17 protein-coding genes are annotated in these 18,194 nt (G+C 41.7%); 16 read left to right on the top strand and 1 reads right to left on the bottom strand.

Annotation, left to right across the window (positions count from 1 at the left end; genetic code table 11):
- Positions 1 to 501 precede the first annotated feature (501 nt).
- Positions 502 to 1,947, bottom strand: a complete 1,446-nt coding sequence (locus AC4HAL_RS01740; RefSeq protein ID WP_491092679.1) for a UDP-N-acetylmuramoyl-L-alanyl-D-glutamate--L-lysine ligase — start codon at positions 1,945 to 1,947, stop codon at positions 502 to 504.
- Between the two features lie 89 nt (positions 1,948 to 2,036).
- Here AC4HAL_RS01740 and AC4HAL_RS01735 point away from each other — a divergent pair, with 89 nt between their 5' ends.
- The 16 genes from AC4HAL_RS01735 to AC4HAL_RS01660 all read left to right on the top strand — a co-directional run bounded on the left by AC4HAL_RS01735 (position 2,037) and on the right by AC4HAL_RS01660 (position 18,188).
- Entirely contained in the window at positions 2,037 to 3,668 is a 1,632-nt protein-coding gene (locus AC4HAL_RS01735; protein ID WP_491092678.1) for a putative polysaccharide biosynthesis protein, read from the top strand.
- A 313-nt stretch (positions 3,669 to 3,981) separates the two neighbouring features.
- On the top strand, positions 3,982 to 5,076 hold the full coding sequence (locus tag AC4HAL_RS01730; RefSeq protein WP_447451679.1) for a cystathionine gamma-synthase: 1,095 nt from the start codon (positions 3,982 to 3,984) through the stop codon (positions 5,074 to 5,076).
- An 18-nt stretch (positions 5,077 to 5,094) separates the two neighbouring features.
- Complete coding sequence (locus AC4HAL_RS01725) at positions 5,095 to 6,270, top strand: MalY/PatB family protein (protein ID WP_491092677.1); 1,176 nt, start codon at positions 5,095 to 5,097, stop codon at positions 6,268 to 6,270.
- 298 nt (positions 6,271 to 6,568) lie between these two features.
- On the top strand, positions 6,569 to 7,198 hold the full coding sequence (gene upp, locus AC4HAL_RS01720; protein ID WP_447451677.1) for a uracil phosphoribosyltransferase: 630 nt from the start codon (positions 6,569 to 6,571) through the stop codon (positions 7,196 to 7,198).
- A gap of 330 nt (positions 7,199 to 7,528) precedes the next feature.
- Positions 7,529 to 8,119 (top strand): ATP-dependent Clp protease proteolytic subunit, encoded by a 591-nt coding sequence (locus AC4HAL_RS01715; protein WP_447451676.1) that lies wholly within the window; start codon positions 7,529 to 7,531, stop codon positions 8,117 to 8,119.
- Positions 8,120 to 8,578: 459 nt separating this feature from the next.
- Complete coding sequence (locus AC4HAL_RS01710; protein WP_491092676.1) at positions 8,579 to 9,022, top strand: YlbF/YmcA family competence regulator; 444 nt, start codon at positions 8,579 to 8,581, stop codon at positions 9,020 to 9,022.
- A gap of 4 nt (positions 9,023 to 9,026) precedes the next feature.
- Positions 9,027 to 9,335, top strand: a complete 309-nt coding sequence (locus AC4HAL_RS01705) for a DUF2129 domain-containing protein (protein ID WP_447451674.1) — start codon at positions 9,027 to 9,029, stop codon at positions 9,333 to 9,335.
- A gap of 451 nt (positions 9,336 to 9,786) precedes the next feature.
- Positions 9,787 to 10,974: an ABC transporter substrate-binding protein gene (locus AC4HAL_RS01700; protein WP_447451673.1), complete on the top strand. Its 1,188-nt coding sequence runs from the start codon at positions 9,787 to 9,789 to the stop codon at positions 10,972 to 10,974.
- Positions 10,975 to 11,029: 55 nt separating this feature from the next.
- The gene (locus AC4HAL_RS01695) at positions 11,030 to 11,914 is read left to right on the top strand and encodes a branched-chain amino acid ABC transporter permease (protein WP_447451672.1); all 885 of its coding nucleotides are present in this window, start codon (positions 11,030 to 11,032) and stop codon (positions 11,912 to 11,914) included.
- 3 nt (positions 11,915 to 11,917) lie between these two features.
- Positions 11,918 to 12,871 carry a branched-chain amino acid ABC transporter permease gene (locus AC4HAL_RS01690; protein WP_491092675.1) on the top strand — a complete coding sequence of 318 codons (954 nt, stop codon included), beginning with the start codon at positions 11,918 to 11,920 and terminating at the stop codon, positions 12,869 to 12,871.
- Entirely contained in the window at positions 12,871 to 13,635 is a 765-nt protein-coding gene (locus AC4HAL_RS01685; RefSeq protein WP_491092673.1) for an ABC transporter ATP-binding protein, read from the top strand. The genes AC4HAL_RS01690 and AC4HAL_RS01685 overlap by 1 nt, the downstream gene beginning before the upstream one ends.
- Positions 13,635 to 14,345 carry an ABC transporter ATP-binding protein gene (locus AC4HAL_RS01680; RefSeq protein ID WP_491092672.1) on the top strand — a complete coding sequence of 237 codons (711 nt, stop codon included), beginning with the start codon at positions 13,635 to 13,637 and terminating at the stop codon, positions 14,343 to 14,345. Before AC4HAL_RS01685 ends, AC4HAL_RS01680 begins: the two co-directional genes overlap by 1 nt.
- Before the next feature lie 289 nt (positions 14,346 to 14,634).
- The gene (locus tag AC4HAL_RS01675; protein ID WP_491092671.1) at positions 14,635 to 15,108 is read left to right on the top strand and encodes a hypothetical protein; all 474 of its coding nucleotides are present in this window, start codon (positions 14,635 to 14,637) and stop codon (positions 15,106 to 15,108) included.
- Between the two features lie 192 nt (positions 15,109 to 15,300).
- The gene (cpsA, locus tag AC4HAL_RS01670; protein ID WP_491092669.1) at positions 15,301 to 16,761 is read left to right on the top strand and encodes an LCP family glycopolymer transferase CpsA; all 1,461 of its coding nucleotides are present in this window, start codon (positions 15,301 to 15,303) and stop codon (positions 16,759 to 16,761) included.
- Between the two features lies 1 nt (position 16,762).
- Positions 16,763 to 17,494: a capsular polysaccharide biosynthesis protein Cps4B gene (gene cps4B / locus AC4HAL_RS01665; protein ID WP_491092668.1), complete on the top strand. Its 732-nt coding sequence runs from the start codon at positions 16,763 to 16,765 to the stop codon at positions 17,492 to 17,494.
- 10 nt (positions 17,495 to 17,504) lie between these two features.
- Positions 17,505 to 18,188, top strand: coding sequence for a Wzz/FepE/Etk N-terminal domain-containing protein (locus AC4HAL_RS01660; RefSeq protein WP_491092667.1), 684 nt, complete (start codon positions 17,505 to 17,507; stop codon positions 18,186 to 18,188).
- The last annotated feature ends 6 nt before the right edge of the window (positions 18,189 to 18,194 follow it).

The raw sequence follows: 18,194 nt of genomic DNA, 5'->3' as shown, positions 1-18,194 counted from the left end.
AAAATTGATCTATCAGGTTAAACATTATGAGAATTTGAAGCCAAACAGAGCTGTCTCTAGTTCGTATTCCACTAAGTAAGATACCAAGGACAAAATACATTTGGCCTAGCGAGAAACCTAAAGTAAACGTGCTCAGCCAAGGGAGTAGGATAAGAATCCGTGGATGGAGACTTGATTTTCTTCACTTTTCTATCTCTTAGCTTGGTCAAAACATGCATTTTCGCCTTTAGTGATACAGCCTATTGAAGCAAGTATCGGAAGTTTGACAGCCACACTTGGCGAGCTGTCTATGTCGGGTAATAAAACGGCATCTTTAGATTCCAAAGCCGCCAGATTGACTAGCTCAGGCCTCGGAATCTTTTCACATTATAACACAGGAATTTTTAATTTGGAACAGATTATTGAATATTTTTAAACAAGGCAAAAGCCAAGTCCCCCAAGGGATTTGGCTCCTTGTAATGATTCTAAATAAGAGGTTTTATTAATAATTATTAGCAGTTCCTAGAGATACTTCTTGGCAACACTCAGATCGCCATCATAAGCCGCTCGTTGGCCATTAACAATCTGAAAAGCGTCCGCTCCTTTTCCTGCGATGATAACAGCATCTTTTTCTCCTTGCGTCAATTGAAGAGCAGTTTCAATTGCCTCTTCTCTGTCGACAATAATATCAACAGGGCGATTAATATAACTGGCAATTTCCTGCGAGATAGTTAAGGGATCTTCCTTATTGGGATCATCAGCCGTTAAGATCACCCTTAATTGGGGGTATTGATTGATAACCTCCCCAAAATCAGCACGGCGGCTCTCACCTTTATTACCTGGAGCACCAAGAATCAAAACAGCTACCCCAGTCTGGTGTTGGGTTACAACACTGAGCAATTTGTGCAGACTGTCGCCGTTGTGGGCGTAATCGACAAAAACCTTAGCTCCATTATTTTGGGTTAAGACCTCCATGCGTCCTGGAACGGACGTTTGTGCAATACCAGTCTGTATGTCCAGTTGGCTAGCCCCCAAACGCAAGCAGGCAAGTCCAGCTGCGAGAGCATTTTCCTGATTGAAATCACCGACCAGCTGAATATCGTAATGACCTGCCAATTTTCCAGTTGCTGCAAAACTAAAGGCCTGTCCCTCTTCAATCTGATTGTCTGATACCTGACCGTAGAAATCGTGAGGAAGGTCTGCTACTTGGTCACGGACAATTTCAAAATGCTCCATACCACTATTAACGATGGCAGCACGGCTGTTATCCATAAGCAGACGCTTGTGATAGAAATAATCTTCAAAACTAGGATGTTCAATGGGACCGATGTGATCAGGACTGATGTTGAGAAAAACACCAACGTCAAAGGTTAAACCATAAACACGCTTAACTAAAAAGGCCTGACTGGAAACCTCCATAATCAGATGAGAACGCCCATTATCCACAGCTTTAGCCATCATTCTAAAGAGATCGAGGCTTTCAGGAGTTGTTAGGGTTGACTTAAAAAAGGTTTCGCCATCTAAAGTCGTATTCATGGTGGATAACATAGCTGGCTTTTGGCTTTGTTTTAAAATGTTATAGGCAAAATAAGCTGCTGTCGTTTTCCCTTTAGTACCTGTAAAGGCAAGCAATTGCAGCTTATTCTGGGGATTATCGTAAAACGTCATAGCAATCAAACTCATAGCTTGTTTGATATCGTTAACTAGGATAGCAGGGATGCCCATCTCGTAATCTTGCTCAGAAACGTAAAATTTCAGCCCAGCAGCAACAGCACTTTCCAGAAATTCTCTGCGAAAGGCTGCTCCCTTAACAAAAAAGAGAGTTGAGTCATCAACGTCACGGCTGTCATAACTCAATTTACTGAAAGATACCTCTTTCCAGCTATAATAAAAATGGCCATCCAGACTAATATCTCTAAAATTTTTATCTTGCTTAAGTATCTCAAGCACACGTGTCATTGTAATCATGGTTACTATTTTAGACTTAAAGTTACTGTTTTACAAGTCACAGGCAAAAGTTTATAATAAAATCTAGTGAATTTTTGGAAAGAGGCAGTATGTCAGAAGAAAAAAAAATAACACAAAATGAGAAGATGGTCAGAGGAACCTTCTGGTCAACAACAGGCAATACTCTTAGCCGTCTCCTCGGAGCTCTCTACATTATTCCTTGGTATGCTTGGATGGGACAATCCGCCAGTCAGGCCAACGCCCTCTATGGTATGGGCTACAATATTTATGCCTACTTTCTCCTGCTGTCTACGACGGGGATAAATGTAGCTGTGGCTAAGCAAATTGCCAAATATAATGCCATGGATAAGGAAGACCACTCTATCCATCTCATTCGGAGCTTCCTAAAGGTCATGCTCATTGTTGGCCTCGTTTTTGCTGCGATTATGTACTTTGGTTCGCCGCTTTTTGCGATTTTTTCTGGCTCAGGAAAAGAGCTGATACCAGTTATCCACAGTCTCTCGTTTGCAGTTCTAGTGTTTCCTGCAATGAGTGTTATCAGAGGAGTTTTCCAAGGCTACAGTGACTTTAAGCCTTATGCCATGAGTCAGATGTTTGAGCAGCTGGTGCGTGTCATTTGGATGTTGCTGACTGCCTATATGATCATGCAGGTGGGTTCAGGAGATTATGTAGCTGCTGTCAGTCAATCAACCTTTGCTGCCTTTATTGGTATGATTGCCAGTATGGCCGTTCTCCTATATTATTTGCAAAAGGCTGGTCTGCTCAAAAAAATATTTGCCAAACAGACACAAAAAATTACGATTGATACCCTAGCCCTGCTGAAGGAAACTTTCAAGGAAGCTATTCCTTTTATTATCACCGGGTCAGCTATTCAAACCTTGCAGTTGATCGATCAAGGAACCTTTAATAATACCTTATCCGTTATAACAGATCTGAGTCGCAAGGAACTCAATGAGCTTTTTGCCTATCTATCTTCCAATCCTAGTAAAATCAACATGATTTTAATTTCAGTAGCGACCTCCATCGGTGGTGTAGGGATCCCTGTTCTAACAGAATCTTATGTGCAAAAGGACAAGGAAAGCCTGCGAAAGGTCGTCGTTAATAATTTGCAGATGCTGTGGATTTTCACCTTTCCAGCTGTTGTCGGCTCCTTAATTTTAGCCAAGCCTATCTATACCGTTTTCTATGGCTTACCCGAAAAAGATGCTCTCTATCTTTTTATTGGAGTAATGGCAGAGACCTTACTCTTAGCGCTTTATTCTCTGATGGCTCCTATGCTGCAAGCTCTCTTTGAGAACCGCAAGGCTATTGAATATTTTCTCTGGGGAATGGCGATTAAGCTGGTCTTTCAAATTCCCATGCTCTTTGTTTTTGGTGCTTATGGCCCTCTGGTATCTACAGCACTTGCTCTCTGGATTCCCATTGTCTTTATGTATTTCAAAATTCAGGAAGTTACAGATTTTGATCACGCCGATATTAGACGAGCCTTCATTAATATTTTTTGGATGACAGCCTTGATGGGGATAGTGGTGAGCTTAGGCTATTTGGGCCTACATTATTTCTATCCGGTGGCTGGACGAACCTCCAGCTTGGTTTATCTAGTGCTGCTCGGTGGTCTCGGGGTGGCTGTATACGCCTATCTCTCCTTACGGACACGCCAGATTGACAGTATTATTGGCAGTCGTGCTGATAGTTTACGGCGCAAGCTTAGAATATCCTAATCCTAGGTTAGGATAAATTTTATCAAACTCTTAAGCCCCTTTTTTAGTCCTGACCGACATCTTTGCCTACCAAGTGAAGCAATAGTCTGATTATGTAGGCTTTGTTTACAGCCAGCCTTAACATTAACAGTACAATCAAGAATAAATACAAATAAGGAAGTGAAGGGAGTGACTTTCTGCGAAAGCCCATGACCTACCATTTCCTTTTTGTTATAGCATTTTTTTATAACAGCCTATCGATAATAAATATTGGCATGTTCCAGATTTTGAGAAAAATTCGTGCTAAAATAAAGAACAAAAAGGAGGCCTATTGATGACAGAACAATATAAATTAGCGACCTTGCTGGCACATGCAGGAATTAATTCTGATAAGGAGACAGGAGCGCTTGCTTCTCCAATCCATTTTTCAACAACGTATCAGCATCCCGAATTTGGCCAATCGACTGGTTTTGATTATACTCGCACTAAAAATCCGACCCGAGCAACGCTGGAACAAACTTTAGCGGCTATTGAACAGGCGGATTATGCGATTGCAACAAGTTCAGGAATGAGTGCTATTGTCTTGGCTTTTGAGATTTTTCCAGTCGGCAGTCATGTGGTGGCCGCACGCGATTTATATGGTGGTTCCTTTCGCTGGTTTAATGATAAGGAGAAGGAAGGCCGTTTCTTTTTTGATTATGCCAATACTGAGGCTGAAATGCTGGCAGCTATTACAGATACTACCGATATTGTCTATATTGAAACCCCAACCAATCCGCTGATGGTTGAATTTAATATTGAGAAAATTGCTAACCTAGCCCATGAGAAGGGGGCTGCTGTTATCGTGGATAATACCTTCTACAGTCCAATTTATCAAACTCCTATCACTCTGGGAGCTGATATTGTTGTCCATTCGGCGACCAAGTATTTAGCTGGACACAATGACGTTTTAGCTGGGGTAGTTATTACGAGTAATCAAGATTATTACGACAAACTTTTTTATAATCTCAATACAACCGGTCCCAACCTATCGCCTTTTGACAGTTATATGCTGATGCGTGGTTTAAAAACACTGAAGCTTCGTATGGAAGCTTCCACAGCTAATGCGAAACAAGTAGTGGCCTTTTTAGAACAATCTCCAGCAGTTAAAGAAGTTCTCTTTACAGGTAAGGGAGGGATGATTTCTTTTAAGGTTGTGAATAAAGATACTATCCCATCCCTTATCAATCAATTGCAGGTTTTTACCTTTGCTGAAAGCTTGGGTGGAGTAGAAAGTCTGATTACCTATCCGGCGACTCAGACTCACGCTGATATCCCAGCAGATGTCCGGGCTTCTTACGGCCTGACTGACGATTTGCTGCGCCTCTCGATAGGTATTGAAGATGCAGATGACCTAGTAGCTGATTTAAAACAAGCCTTAGAAGGCTAAGTATGAAAGAAGGATTGCATGACACATTACGATTTTACAACCCTACCCAACCGACTTGGTAACCACTCTGTCAAATGGAAGGAAGTGGAGGAAGATAAAGATTTGCTTCCTCTTTGGGTGGCAGATATGGATTTCTTAGCCTTTCCAGAAATGCAAACTGCTATTCAGCGCTATACTGATTTTGGAGTTTACGGCTATCCCTATATTTGGGATGGTGTAGTTGAGGCCATTCAAAATTGGGAAAAAGCAGAGCATGGCTATCAGGTGGATAAGGAAGCCATTGTTCTTATTGAGGGAGTCGTCCCTGCTATATCAGTAGCCATTCAGGCTTTTACTCGAGAACAAGATGCAGTTCTTATCAATACACCGGTTTATCCTCCCTTTGCTCGCTCTGTCAAACTTAACGACCGCCGATTGATTGAAAATTCTTTGGTGGAAAGAAATGGTCATTTTGAACTTGATTTTAGTCAGTTAGAAAAAGATATCGTAGAAAATCAAGTCAAACTTTATGTTTTTTGCAGTCCTCATAATCCTGGAGGACGGGTCTGGACAGCTAAGGAATTACAAAAAGTAGCAGAGCTCTGCCAGAAACATGGAGTTATTCTGATTTCAGATGAGATTCATCAGGATTTAGCCCTGTTTAATCATAAACATCACAGTATCAATACTGTCGGTGACTTTGGTCAATTCAGTCTGGTTCTCTCCAGTGCCACAAAAACCTTCAATGTTGCCGGAACTAAAAATAGCTTTGCGATCATTGAAAATCCGGAATTACGAGTTCAATTTAAGAAGCGTCAACTAGCTAATAATCAGCATGAAGTCCCGACTATCGGCTTGATAACAACAGAGGCTGCCTTTCGTTACGGTAAACCTTGGCTGACCGAATTAAAAGCGCTTCTGGAAAAGCACAGCGATTTTCTAGCAAACTATCTAGAGCAGCATACTAAGATTAAGGTCATGAAACCAGAAGGCACCTACCTTGTATGGCTGGATTTCTCAGCCTATAATCTATCAGACGAGGAGCTTCACAAAAAAATCAAAGAAGAAGCCAAGCTCATCCTCAATGTCGGATCGACCTTTGGTAAGGAAGGTGTAGGTCATGCCCGCCTCAACCTTGCTACTCCTACATCAGTCCTGCAGGAAGCCTGTGAACGATTAGCTAAAGCTTTTGCAAATAAACAGCGACTTAGCTGATAAAAAGGACTAGCACTCCCTTTCGATTGTATGAAAGGAAGTGCTTTTATTATGCTTACTTTTTAGAATATGAACCTAGTTCCATTCTTAATAGAAAAAAATAATCAGGAAATTTGATTTTTTTCAGACAGTTACTATTTATGTTAAATATTTCAAATAGGTATAGATTTAAAGGTCATTAGTCAGCGCTATCTTTTCTAATGAAATAACAGTTATGCCCGTTAAAATCTCGGCCTATTTGGTATAATAAAGAAAACACCCTTAGAAAGAAGGTAAGCTTCTCGTAAGCTAATGTATTATGGGAAAATTTCAAGTTATTTCACACCCACTGATCCAACACAAACTCTCAATTCTGCGTCGTGAAGATACGTCCACGAAAAACTTTCGTGAATTGGTCAATGAAATTGCTATGCTTATGGGATATGAGGTTTCGCGTGACCTTCCGCTAGAAGATGTAGAGATTCAAACACCAATGACCAAGACAGTGCAAAAGCAGTTAGCTGGTAAAAAATTGGCCATTGTTCCTATTCTTCGAGCAGGTATTGGTATGGTTGACGGTCTTGTAAGTCTAGTACCAGCTGCCAAGGTCGGTCATATTGGTATGTATCGCGATGAAGAGACTTTGCAGCCTGTAGAGTACTTGGTCAAACTGCCTGAGGATATTGATCAGCGGCAGATTTTCTTAGTAGATCCTATGCTGGCAACTGGAGGCTCAGCTATTTTGGCTGTGGACTCTCTTAAAAAACGCGGTGCAGCTAATATCAAATTTGTCTGCCTAGTCGCAGCACCGGAAGGAGTCAAAGCACTTCAAGAAGCTCATCCCGACATCGATATTTATACGGCAGCCCTTGATGAAAAGTTAAATGATAACGGCTACATTGTACCTGGGCTTGGTGATGCTGGCGATCGTCTCTTTGGTACCAAATAGGTCCGCAGATTTACTTGGCAATCTTGTCTAACAGTCTGTTTGCTGGACTGTTTTTTTATGAAATTGTGAAAAGTGAGTTTTTTATTTGACCTTTTTTGACCAAATAGATATAATAAGGTCACGTTTTAGTAATGAAACATGGATTCGTCCTCAGAAAAGAGCAGCTAGCTCTAAGATCTCGGGTCTTACAGCCACGGCTCCTCTGGGAGATAACTGATTTAGGAAGTCTGTATTTTGGTTGATTTACGGTTTTTCAGCCAGATATTACTGATATTTGCTAAGCAAGTTTTATCCGTCGAGTCCTTAACATTTTGATCAAAGGAGAATACTATGATTCCAGTAGTTATTGAACAAACTAGTCGTGGAGAGCGTTCCTACGATATTTATTCACGCCTCTTGAAAGACCGCATCGTCATGCTGACAGGTCCGGTTGAAGATAATATGGCGAATTCAGTTATTGCCCAATTGCTGTTCTTGGACGCTCAAGATAGTACCAAAGATATTTACCTCTATGTGAATTCACCTGGTGGCTCTGTATCAGCTGGCTTGGCTATTGTAGACACTATGAATTTTATCAAATCAGATGTCCAAACAATCGTTATGGGAATGGCCGCATCGATGGGAACCATTATTGCTTCCAGCGGGGCCAAAGGCAAGCGCTTTATGTTGCCGCATGCAGAATACATGATTCACCAGCCGATGGGCGGCACTGGCGGTGGTACGCAACAGTCCGATATGGCTATTGCAGCTGAGCACCTCTTGCAAACGCGCCAAACTCTGGAACAAATTCTGGCAGATAATTCAGGTCAATCGCTTGAGAAGGTCCACGTGGATGCTGAGCGTGATAACTGGATGACAGCTCAGGAGACACTCGAATATGGCTTTATCGATGAAATTATGGAAAACAATGCCTTGAAATAAGATTTAGCGAATAATAGTTGAAAGAGGCTGAGGCAAAAAGTCCCGCCTCTTTTGAATTGCCCTAGATTTATCAAATAGCGCAGAGGTGGGATTGAAATGCTCCAGTAGAGTTTGGCAGTCTGGGGATAGGCTGCCAAAGCCTGCCACCTAAAAACAGGAAAGTGGCAGAGGGCTGAGCCTAAAAATAGGAGGGTGAGGAAAATCAAAATCGTGATTTTACCGCGATTTACTGATTTTTGTCCTACTTTCATACTTTTTCATAAACCTTTAGCGCAGCTGACTTTCCTTTTGCTAAAAGATATAAGGGACTGTTAAAGGTGGAAGTTTTAAAAACACGAGAGTGAGCAGACCGTTTAAGGAGAGATTGATTTAAGTCATTAACCAGGAATCAGGGAGCGGTGAGAACCCAATTAAAAATTTTTGAGCTCTTTCCATTCTCCTTTTTGTTATAATAGGGATATGTTAAAAATCAATCAGGATTTGTTAGCCATTGATCACCAAATTGACATGCTGGTTAAAGCGATTTTAGAGACCCCCCAAGTGCAGACCTATCGTACGGCCAAAGCAGTTTTGGCTGCTGACAGCGATTTGCAAGAAAAAATTCTCCAATTCCAAAACTTGCAAGAGAGCTATGAGGAGCAGAAAAATTATGTTAATTTTAGACCGGAAGTAGCCCAGTTAAGGCGTCAGGTTTTGGGCCAGAAGCGTCAGATAGATATGACGCCTTGCGTCCAAGATTTGAGACTGGCTGAAGTAGCCTTGCAAAAACTTCTGGCCGATTTAACGACTCAAATTTCTCAAGCTGTCTCGCCAGATATATTTGTGGATACAGGTTTGCCCTTTGCACCGCATAAGCGCCAGCATGGACATGGTAGAGGAGAAAATATTCGAGAGAAGGGATAGGAAAATGTTTAATAAGCAAGAACGTAAGGGGATTATCGTCTATCTCTATTACAATCGCGATGCCAGAAAGCTAAATCGTTATGGTGATATGCTTTACCACTCTAGGCGTTTTCGCTATGTGCATCTCTACAGTGATGCGCAAAAGCTTGAGGGGACAATAGCGGCCTTAGAAAAGTTAAGATTTGTTAAGGAGGTACGCCTGTCATCTTTAGATAATATTGATCGCGATTTTGTCGGAAGTTTGTATCGCAATCAGGAAGAAGTGGGTGATGAAACTGATGATCTGGATATTGGTTCGCTTCCTACACTCTAGTTTCACTCTGTCAGTCTGTTAAAAATTGCTGGAAGTAGTTTTTGTGCTAATCTCTAGTGTTGGATCAAAGATCTAGCGCTTGAGGCCAGTACAATTTTACCCAGCTTTTTCTTTTTACCAATTATAGGTATATTTGTGCCTTTATCTCAGTCTCAGAAAAGTCTTATGTTATTACGAATTAGTGATAATGCTGAAACCCCTTTCTTGACGCTTTTTATCCTGATTAACGAGCGAATTTCCTTGACAATTATCAGATAATTCTGTATTCTATACAGTAGGCTTTTAAAGCTAGGAGGGGATCAAATATTATGACCGTCCTTTATGCTTTTCAATCTAAATCCACCTGAATACAACCGTAAGAAAAGTTAGCTACCTTAGTCATTATACAACGGTGTGCTGCATTGGGTCTATTTGGGTGGGTCAAGTATCTTTATTAAGGAGAAATAATCTGATGTATAAAAAGATTATCGCAACTGGTATGCTTCTGCTGGCTGCTGTAACATTAGTAGCCTGCGGTAAGTCTCCTGATGTTACCAGCAATGCCGCTGGGACAAAAATTGGCGACACCATTAAAATCGGTGTAGATATGGAGCTGACAGGTCCTGTATCTGCTTACGGATCGGCCGAAAATCAAGGTATCAAGCTGGCTGTTAAAGAAATTAACAAAGCCGGTGGTGTAGATGGCAAAAAGCTAGAATTAGTGACCAAGGACAATAAGTCTGACAATGCTGAAGCTTCTACATCGGCAACGAACCTAGCTGTTCAAAGTCAAGTTAATGCCATTATTGGCCCTGCCACATCTGGAGCGGTTTCGGCAGCTTCGCTGAATGCTCAAAAAACAGGAGTTCCCCTTCTCTCCCCAAGTGGGACACAGGATGATTTAACCATTGATAATCTCAATGGAAAAACAGAAACAAAGCAGTTTGTTTTCCGTACCACTTTTAGGGATAGTTTCCAAGGGCAAGTACTAGCTCAGTATGCATCGGAAAACCTGCAGGCGAAAAAGGTTGTGCTTTTTTATGATAATTCCAGCGACTATGCCAAAGGGATAGCAGATGAGTTCAAAGAAACTTACAAGGGTGATATTGTTGCCACTAAGACTTTTGCGGCGAAAGATACGGACTTCCAGTCAGCCCTGACAAGTATCAGAGATCTGGACTATGATGCTATCGTTATGCCTGGCTACTACACTGAAACAGGCTTGATTACAAAACAGGCGCGTGATATGGGCATCAGTGCACCTATTCTTGGTCCTGATGGTTTCAGTGATAAGACCTTTGTGAGCTTGGCAGGTAAGAAGAATACGACGAATGTCTACTACGTATCAGGTTACTCTACCAAGATTGCCTTGTCCGGAAAAGCTAATGATTTTATTAGCAACTTTAAAGAAACCTACGGTTCAGAACCCAATATGTTTTCGGCCCTTGCCTATGATTCTGTCTATATGATTGCAGCAGCAGCAAAGGGGGCAGATGACTCTATCGAATTGGCTTCTAATCTGGCAGCCTTGAAAAATTTTGAAGGAGTCACCGGTAAGATGACAATTGATAAGTACCACAACCCAATTAAGTCAGCCGTTATGGTGAAATTGGATAATGGTACAGAAAGCTCCGCTGAAGCTGTAACGGTTAAAAAATAACGGAGCCACTACAACGTTTGTATTAGATGGATAAAACTAGAAAGTTTGGTATTTTATGTTACTTGAACAACTCCCACAACAACTAGTTAATGGTATTATTCTGGGAAGTATCTATGCCTTACTGGCCCTGGGTTATACCATGGTTTATGGGATTATTAAATTGATTAACTTTGCTCATGGAGATATCTTCATGATGGGGGCTTTTATCGGCTACTATGCTATCAATGGTCTTCACATGAACTTCTGGCTGGCCTTGGTTTTTACCATGGTAATAACGGCTCTGTTAGGAATGTTGATTGAATTCTTAGCCTACCGTCCTCTGCGTAATTCCACGCGAATTTCAGCCTTGATTACAGCTATAGGGGTGTCCTTTCTCTTAGAGTACACCATGGTTTACTTTGTTGGCTCCAATCCGCGTTCGTTCCCAGAAGCTATTCAAAAACATAACTATGATTTAGGACCAGTGACAGTCACCAATATCCAGCTCTTAATCTTGGTTGTGGCTATTGCCTTGATGGTGGCTCTCCAAATAATTGTTAAGAAAACCAAAATGGGGAAAGCTATGAGAGCTGTATCGGTAGACAGTGATGCTGCCCAGCTGATGGGAATCAATGTTAATTCAACCATCAGTTTTACCTTTGCGCTTGGTTCAGCTTGGGCTGGTGCAGCAGGTGTTCTGATTGGTCTCTACTACAATTCCATTGATCCTCTGATGGGGATGATCCCCGGAATTAAAGCTTTTGTCGCCGCTGTATTGGGTGGTATTGGGATTATTCCGGGTGCTGCCTTGGGTGGTTTTGTTATCGGGATTTTGGAAACCTTGGCCAATGCAGTCAACCTGTCGACTTACCGCGATGCCATCGTCTATATTGTACTGATTATCATCCTTCTGGTTCGCCCAGCTGGTATCCTTGGTAAAAATGTGAAAGAGAAGGTGTAAGACATGAAACAGAATTTAAAATTAAATCTTACCTGGCTTGCGCTGATTGCTCTTGTCTACGCTATTCTGCAAATTTTAGCCAGCAGCGGTATTTTGAATCTCTATTACATTCAAATCTTAATGGGAATTGGCATCAGTATCTTGATGGGACTAGGAACTAATCTAGTCTTAGGATTTTCAGGCCAATTAACTTTAGGACAAGCTGGTTTCATGGCTATCGGTGCTTACTCCTCAGCAATTATTACGACCTACTATCCTACTTATGCGGCCTTTTATTGGTCTATCCTAGTAGGCGCTGTTATTGCAGCTGTAGTCGCTATTGTTTTTGGTTTGCCTACCCTACGCTTAAAAGGGGACTATCTGGCCATTGCGACCTTAGGTATGGCGGAAATTATCCGTATTTTAATCATCAACGGCGGAACTTTGACAAACGGTGCTGCCGGTCTGACAGGTATTTTGCCTTATACGACTTGGCAAGTCATCTTTCTCTTTGTAGCTGTCATTACCATTCTTGTCTTAAACCTTCTGCGCTCATCAATGGGACGTCAGATTATCACCCTGCGCGAGGATGAAATCGCAGCAGAGGCTATGGGTGTTAATGTTACTAATAGAAAAGTGCTAATCTTTGCAATCGGTGCGGTCATCTCAGCTATTGCTGGATCCCTCTATGTCAGCTATATCGGTACCATCGTCCCCAAAGATTTCCAATTGATGAAATCAATCGATTACCTCATTGTTGCCGTTCTGGGTGGTTTGGGTTCTATCACAGGAACAATCATCGCAGGAGTTGTTTTAGGTATCCTGAATATGTTCCTACAAAATGTATCAGAGCTGCGGATGATCATCTACTCTATTGCTCTTATTTTGGTAATGATTTTCCGTCCGAGCGGTCTCTTAGGAACTAAGGAATTCACGCTGTCACGTTTCTTTAAAAAGGATAAGGAGGGCAACAACTGATGGCACTTCTTGATGTAAAAAATTTAACAAAAAATTTCGGCGGCCTGACTGCGGTTGGTGATGTTTCCCTCGAGCTCAATGAAGGGGAGTTAGTCGGCCTCATTGGTCCTAACGGTGCAGGTAAGACCACTCTCTTTAACCTTTTGACGGGGGTTTATGTTCCCAGCGAAGGTACGGTAACGCTTGGTGGCACCCTCATCAATGGTAAGACCCCGCATAAAATTGCTTCGCTGGGTCTGTCACGGACCTTCCAAAATATCCGTCTTTTTAAGGATATGACTGTTTTAGAAAATGTTTTGATCGGCTTTGCTAATCGTCACAGCGCTCATATCTTGGCCTCTGTCTTGCGTCTACCAAAATACTATCAAAGTGAGAAGGACATTAAGCAGAAAGCGTTAGACCTGCTGGCGATCTTTGATTTGGCTGATAATGCCGATACTTTAGCTAAAAATCTTCCTTATGGACAGCAGCGCCGTTTGGAAATCGTTCGTGCTCTAGCTACAGAACCTAAAATTCTCTTCTTAGACGAGCCTGCTGCCGGCATGAACCCGCAAGAAACAGCGGAATTAACAGCTCTGATTCGTAAAATTAAGGAAGAATTTGGAATCACTATCATCCTCATCGAACATGATATGAATTTAGTGATGGATGTTACTGAACGTATCTATGTATTGGAATACGGCCGTCTCATTGCGCATGGTACACCAGATGAAATCAAGTCTAACAAGCGTGTTATTGAAGCCTATCTTGGAGGTGAAGCCTAGTGTCTATGTTGAAAATTGAAAACCTCTCAGTCAGTTACGGTGCCATTGAAGCAGTAAAGGATGTTAGCTTTGAAGTCAATGAGGGGGAAGTTGTGACCCTTATCGGTGCCAATGGTGCAGGTAAGACATCTATCCTCAGGACAATTTCGGGCCTTGTCCGTCCCAGCCAAGGAACCGTTTCTTATCTGGACAACGAGATCCAAAAAGTAGCTGCGCGTAAGATTGTAGCGGATGGATTGGCTCAGGTTCCCGAAGGCCGTCATGTTTTTCCGGGTCTGACCGTTTTAGAAAACCTAGAAATGGGGGCTTTTCTCAAGAATAACAAGGATGCGAACCAATCCAATCTAAAGAAAATCTTTGATCGGTTTCCGCGTTTAGAAGAGCGAAAAAATCAAGATGCAGCTACCCTCTCAGGTGGTGAACAGCAGATGTTGGCTATGGGACGTGCACTTATGAGTCAGCCCAAACTCTTGTTACTCGATGAGCCGTCGATGGGATTGGCCCCAATCTTCATCCAAGAGATCTTTGATATTATCCAAGATATTCAAAAGCAAGGAACAACGGTTCTATTGATTGAACAGAACGCCAACAAAGCTCTCTCTATTGCTGATCGGGGTTATGTGCTGGAGACAGGTAAGATTGTGCTGTCAGGAACAGGTCAAGAGCTGCTGGCTTCTGATGAAGTGCGCAAGGCCTATCTTGGGGGCTAAGTTGCCGAGAGCTGGTTTCTGCAAAACATAAGATAATCCTCAACTGTTAAGTTGGGGATTATCTTATGTTTTCATGCATTTTGAAAATATAAATCATACAGTGTTGACCTTGCTATGTTGCCTAGGTTGATTTGGCTCTTTTTGCATGTAGTTTTTCGTCTGGTAGAAAAGAGTTGCATCGCAATAGAAGAGGACTCTCTTTTAGTTTCTTTATATTGTAAAATAGCTTGAATAATTGGGAAAATAGGCTATAATGAAATTCGAGTATACTTAAAGGAAAAAAACAACCATGACATTTAAAAAAAGTGAAACCCTCTATCTTCTAATGAGTTTAGTCTTAATGGTAATGATTTTTGGTCTTTATTTACTGGCTAAACGTGTTTATACTGTCAAACCTGGCGATGTTGAAGTGGCCCCAACTCATGTGACTTCATCATCCTCGTCTTCTAAATCTTCAAACTCATTGGAAGCTGATTTGGATGATCTAGAGGCGAACCCAAGCCGAGAGGCCGCTGACGATGTTCAAAAAGAGATTGACCGGCTAGATGATAAGACTAAAAAATCAGACTATCAGGATCGTCTGAATGTGATTCTAGCCCAGATGGCGATTGATGCCGCGGATGCTAGCCGAACCGCTGATAGTATCCAAGAAGCTCAAGCAGCTATCGATAAAGTGCAGAGCCAGTCTGAAAAGACCGAGCTGCAGACTCAGTTAGACACTATCAGTCAGGGTGGTGGTCTGTCATCGAGTGTAGCTCAATAATTTAAATTAGAATTATTTTTGACATTTTTTTGTAATTTTTGGCTATAAAACCCTATTATATCAAGAGATTTCCTAAGAGAGGTATCTCGAAGAATATGACAGAGGTGTTAAAAAGAAGTTAAATTTCCTTGGACTTGGCAGGAAATTCAGGTATAATAGGTCAAGAAATACATTATAGTTGGAGATGACACTATGGCCAGACGCAGCCGTTCAAAGATCAAAACCTTTAGTACGCATTATTTCATCAATATTTTATTATTTGTGATCTACCTAGCCGTTTCTTCGGTGACAGTTCACACTATGTTTAAGTATCATTTTCTAGCCTTCCGTTACTTGAATATTATCATAACCCTAGTGCTGTTAGCGGTTTTATTCCTGTCTGGCTTTTTGATACTAAAAAATAAGTTCAAACTAAGCACCAGCTTTCTCTTGGTGATTTTTACGACCCTATCGACGGTAACTTTCTTAGGATTTAATTCGACAGTGGGTTTCTTTGGCAATCTCAACAACTCTACCAAATATTCAGAAGTTGAAATGCAGGTAGTGGTGCCCAAGGATAGCCCAGCTAACAGTGTCAAGGAAATTGACACTGTTGAAGCGCCGACTCAGGCTGATGGAACCAATATTAATGAGTTCATTAAGCAAATTAAATCAGATACCTCTAAGAGCCTAAGAGTTAACCATGTAGATTCTTACGTTCAGGCCTATAACAATCTGACCTCAGGATCGACTCAGGCCATTATTTTAAACAGTGCCTATGCCAATCTGATAGAAAATCAGGATAAGGATTACCATAGTAAGGTCAAAGTCCTCTATAAATATAAAATTCAGACAGCTACCACTATCAAATCTAAGAAAAGGTCAAAAGCTGATGCCTTTAATATCTATATTTCAGGTATTGATACTTATGGTTCTATCAACTCAGTCTCTCGTTCTGATGTTAATATTATCATGACGGTCAACTTAAAGACCCACAAGGTGCTTTTGACAACTACCCCGCGTGATGCCTACGTTGCTATTCCTGATGGCGGCCAAAATCAAAAGGATAAGCTGACCCATGCTGGTCTCTACGGTGTTGAAACCTCTATGAAGACCCTGCAGAATCTCTATAATGTAGACATTGATTACTATGCCCGTCTCAACTTTACATCTTTCTTAAAGCTTGTTGATCTTTTGGGTGGTATTGATGTTTATAATGATCAAGCTTTCACGGCTCACACTAATAAAGACTATACCTTTGAAGTGGGTAATGTCCATTTGGATTCGCAAGGAGCTTTAGCTTTTGTGCGTGAACGCTACAGTCTTGAAAATGGGGATAATGACCGCGGTAAAAACCAGGAAAAAGTTATCTCGGCAATTATCAACAAGCTAGCCTCGAGCAAATCTATCAGTAAGATTTCATCGATTGCTAATAACCTACAAGACTCTATCCAAACTAATATGCCATTAGAAGATGTAATGACCATTGCTAATACGCAGCTGTCTTCAGGTAAAAAATTCACAGTAAGCTCACAAGCCGTTACAGGTACAGGTTCAACGGGAGAATTGCCATCTTACGCGATGCCGGGAGCCTCACTTTATATGATGCAGCTGGATGATACTAGTGTATCTGACGCTAGCCAGCAAATTGAGGACGTGTTAGGAGGAAAATAGGGTGATTGATATTCATTCGCATATTATTTTTGATGTGGATGACGGTCCTGCGACCTTGGAAGAAAGTCTAGCCCTAATTGCTGAGAGCTATCAGCAGGGAGTTAGGACGATTGTGGCTACCTCCCATCGCCGCAAAGGAATGTTTGAAACACCTGAAGAGACTCTGTGGGCTAATTTCCAGCAGGTCAAAGAGTCAGCTAAGGAGCGCTTTGCTGACTTAAACTTGCTCTACGGAGGTGAGCTCTACTATACAGAAGATCTGAGGCAAAAATTGGAGGCAGGTCTTGTGCCTACTATGGCTGAAAGCCGGTATGCCCTGATTGAGTTTAGTATGGCAACGCCTTGGCGAGACCTCCACCAAGCTCTAACGAAACTGCTCTTATTAGGGATTACTCCGATCGTTGCGCATATTGAACGCTATAATGCCTTAGAAAATAAGCCGGCTAGGGTTCAGGAGCTGCTCAATATGGGCTGTTATACCCAAGTGAACAGCAACCATGTCCTTAAGCCAAGGTGGTTTTCTGATTCGGAAAAAATCTTTAAAAGGCGAGGTCGTTACTTTTTAGAGCAAGATTTAGTTTCTTGCATTGCCAGTGATATGCATAATCTAGATAAGCGTCCGCCTTTTATGGCTCAGGCTTATCAAACAGTCCTCAAGGCTTATGGGCAGGACAAGGCGCAAGCCCTATTCAAAAACAACATGGCTCAGTTGCTTGGCCATGAGTATGTATAAAGGAGTACCTATGAATTCAGCAGAAAATGCATCATTTGAAATTGATGTGTTCGCCCTACTTAAGAAACTGTGGAACCGAAAGTTTTTGATCATTTTTGTTTCCCTGCTTCTTGGCTTTGTCACTTTATTTGTGAGTGCTTTCATTCTCCCCAAGGAATACACTTCATCCACGCGTATTTATGTGGTGCATAACAATAGTAATTCCATCAACTATCAGGACATTCAAGCCGGAACTGATTTGGTTAATGACTATAAAGAAATTATCCAATCACAGGATGTTTTGGATGAAGTTGTTGACAAGCAAAAATTGGATATCACGCCAGAGGAACTGGGGAACCGTATTGTAGTTGATGTACCAACAGATACGCGTCTGATTACTATTTCGGTTAAAGATAGAAATGCTCAAGAAGCTAGCCGCTTAGCTAATGCTATCCGTGATGTTGCTATCCAGAAGATTAAGGATGTGACTAAGGTCGAGGATGTGACGATTGCCGAAACAGCCAAAGTTCCCACAGCGCCGAGCTCTCCTAATATCAAACGCAATCTAATTCTCGGTATCTTAGCAGGAGGTTTCCTCACGGTCGTAACTTTGATTATCTTTGAAGCTTTGGATGATCGGATTAAGACCAGTGAAGATGTGGAAAAAGCCTTGGATCGTACCTTGCTTGGGGTGGTTCCAGCAGTTGAGCAGTAGGAGGAA

It is taken from the genome of Streptococcus sp. ELY_125, from assembly GCF_058314535.1.
This window is presented reverse-complemented; position numbering and strand designations above follow the sequence as displayed.

Excerpts from the sequence above, each read along its gene's own strand:
- AC4HAL_RS01740 (WP_491092679.1), bottom strand. The coding sequence starts at position 1,947 with ATGATTACAATGACACGTGTGCTTGAGATACTTAAGCAAGATAAAAAT.
- AC4HAL_RS01735 (WP_491092678.1), top strand. The coding sequence starts at position 2,037 with ATGTCAGAAGAAAAAAAAATAACACAAAATGAGAAGATGGTCAGAGGA.
- AC4HAL_RS01730 (WP_447451679.1), top strand. The coding sequence starts at position 3,982 with ATGACAGAACAATATAAATTAGCGACCTTGCTGGCACATGCAGGAATT.
- AC4HAL_RS01725 (WP_491092677.1), top strand. The coding sequence starts at position 5,095 with ATGACACATTACGATTTTACAACCCTACCCAACCGACTTGGTAACCAC.
- upp (WP_447451677.1), top strand. The coding sequence starts at position 6,569 with ATGGGAAAATTTCAAGTTATTTCACACCCACTGATCCAACACAAACTC.
- AC4HAL_RS01715 (WP_447451676.1), top strand. The coding sequence starts at position 7,529 with ATGATTCCAGTAGTTATTGAACAAACTAGTCGTGGAGAGCGTTCCTAC.
- AC4HAL_RS01710 (WP_491092676.1), top strand. The coding sequence starts at position 8,579 with ATGTTAAAAATCAATCAGGATTTGTTAGCCATTGATCACCAAATTGAC.
- AC4HAL_RS01705 (WP_447451674.1), top strand. The coding sequence starts at position 9,027 with ATGTTTAATAAGCAAGAACGTAAGGGGATTATCGTCTATCTCTATTAC.
- AC4HAL_RS01700 (WP_447451673.1), top strand. The coding sequence starts at position 9,787 with ATGTATAAAAAGATTATCGCAACTGGTATGCTTCTGCTGGCTGCTGTA.
- AC4HAL_RS01695 (WP_447451672.1), top strand. The coding sequence starts at position 11,030 with ATGTTACTTGAACAACTCCCACAACAACTAGTTAATGGTATTATTCTG.
- AC4HAL_RS01690 (WP_491092675.1), top strand. The coding sequence starts at position 11,918 with ATGAAACAGAATTTAAAATTAAATCTTACCTGGCTTGCGCTGATTGCT.
- AC4HAL_RS01685 (WP_491092673.1), top strand. The coding sequence starts at position 12,871 with ATGGCACTTCTTGATGTAAAAAATTTAACAAAAAATTTCGGCGGCCTG.
- AC4HAL_RS01675 (WP_491092671.1), top strand. The coding sequence starts at position 14,635 with ATGACATTTAAAAAAAGTGAAACCCTCTATCTTCTAATGAGTTTAGTC.
- cpsA (WP_491092669.1), top strand. The coding sequence starts at position 15,301 with ATGGCCAGACGCAGCCGTTCAAAGATCAAAACCTTTAGTACGCATTAT.
- AC4HAL_RS01660 (WP_491092667.1), top strand. The coding sequence starts at position 17,505 with ATGAATTCAGCAGAAAATGCATCATTTGAAATTGATGTGTTCGCCCTA.